The following is a 1,339-nucleotide window of genomic DNA, read 5'->3' as shown; positions in this document are numbered from 1 at the left end:
ACCGCCTGCTCGGCCTGCTGGCACCCCAGGAGGCCGCCGCGCTGGAGGGGCTGCTGACCGCCTGGCAGGAGCGCCTGGAGGCGGGCGCGCACACGCCGGACGCCGGTGCGCGGCCCACAATGTGACGCATGAGCAGCGAAGCGCCCCCGCCGTCCTCCCTTCCCCCCTCCCCCGTGCCGCCCTTCCCCGCGGAGAGCCCGGCGGCGCGGGCGGACCGGCGGCTGATCGAGCTGCTGCAGGAGCTGCGGGTGCTGCAGACCGGTGTGCAGATCGTGTTCGCGTTCCTGCTCGGGGTGGCCTTCACCCCGCGGTTCGCCGCGCTCGGCGACCCGGAGCAGGACGTGTACGTCACCACGCTGCTGCTGGCGGTCCTGGCCTCGGCGGTGTTCGCGACGCCGGTGGCGCTGCACCGCGGGCTGTTCCGCCACCCGGGCAAGGAACGGATCGTCAGGGTCTCGGTGCGCTTCGCCCAGCTCGGCCTGGTGCTGCTGGCCTCGGCGCTGAGCGGGGCGGTGCTGCTGGTCCTGGACGTCGTGCTCGGCACGGCCCTGGCACTGGCCATCACCGCCGTGGTGGCGCTGGTCTTCGCCGGCCTGTGGTTCGTCCTGCCGTGGGCGGTGCGGCGCCCGCTTCAGCGCGCGGCGCAGGCCGACAAGGCGACGGTGATCAAGCCGTGACCTGCGCAGATTTCAGTCGGGGGGCGCGTGGCCACTAGCGTTCGCCTGTGAACAGCAGCAGTAGCAGTGACAGACGTGACGGCGAGCAGCCCAGGGTCTGGCCGCGCAACCTGGCGTACGCGGCGGGGGCGGCGGCGATCACCTTCGTGGTGATGCGGGTCCTCCAGCCACTCCCCGACGACGGCGCCCCGGCCGCGAAGCCCGCCCCCGCGCGCTCCGCCTCTTCCGCGGCCCCCGCGGCGTCCGGATCGGTGTCCGCGCCGGCGTCCCCGGTGCCGTCCGGGCCGGCCCCGGCCGCGGGCGCCCTGGCGCCCATCGCGCTGGAGGACGCGTACCCGGCGCAGGTGAAGGCCGGCGGCATCGTCTACACCCGCATCGCCTCCAGGACACTGCCCACCTGCACGAGCCCGGACTCCGTCGGAGCGCGCCTGACCGCGCTGGTGAAGCAGGGCCACGGCTGCCTGAACCACCAGGTCGCCCTCTACAAGGACGAGCACAACAACCAGTTCAACCTGTCGGTGTTCACCTTCGCCGACCCCGCCGACAACGCCCACGTGCTCACCCAGCTCGCCGCGGCCCCCACCGACTACCAGGTCGGCGCCCAGGCCCCGCCCCCGGGCGCCGGCCTGCCCGTCCTGCCGGCCGACAGCGGCCTGGTCCAG

At 74.7% G+C, this 1,339-nt stretch carries 2 protein-coding genes; both read left to right on the top strand.

What is annotated here, in order from left to right; translation table 11 throughout:
* The first annotated feature begins 128 nt into the window (after positions 1-128).
* The gene (locus AB0O00_RS39775) at positions 129-677 is read left to right on the top strand and encodes a DUF6328 family protein (RefSeq protein WP_363659542.1); all 549 of its coding nucleotides are present in this window, start codon (positions 129-131) and stop codon (positions 675-677) included.
* 47 nt (positions 678-724) lie between these two features.
* Positions 725-1,339 (top strand): hypothetical protein (locus AB0O00_RS39770; RefSeq protein ID WP_363659541.1); only part of this gene is annotated, 615 nt, incomplete at its 3' end.

This window comes from Kitasatospora sp. NPDC093558 (assembly GCF_040683475.1).
In the GTDB taxonomy this organism is placed as follows: Bacteria; Actinomycetota; Actinomycetes; order Streptomycetales; family Streptomycetaceae; genus Kitasatospora.
This window is presented reverse-complemented; position numbering and strand designations above follow the sequence as displayed.

Coding starts and splice junctions, on each gene's coding strand:
- AB0O00_RS39775 (WP_363659542.1), top strand. CDS start 129: ATGAGCAGCGAAGCGCCCCCGCCGTCCTCCCTTCCCCCCTCCCCCGTG.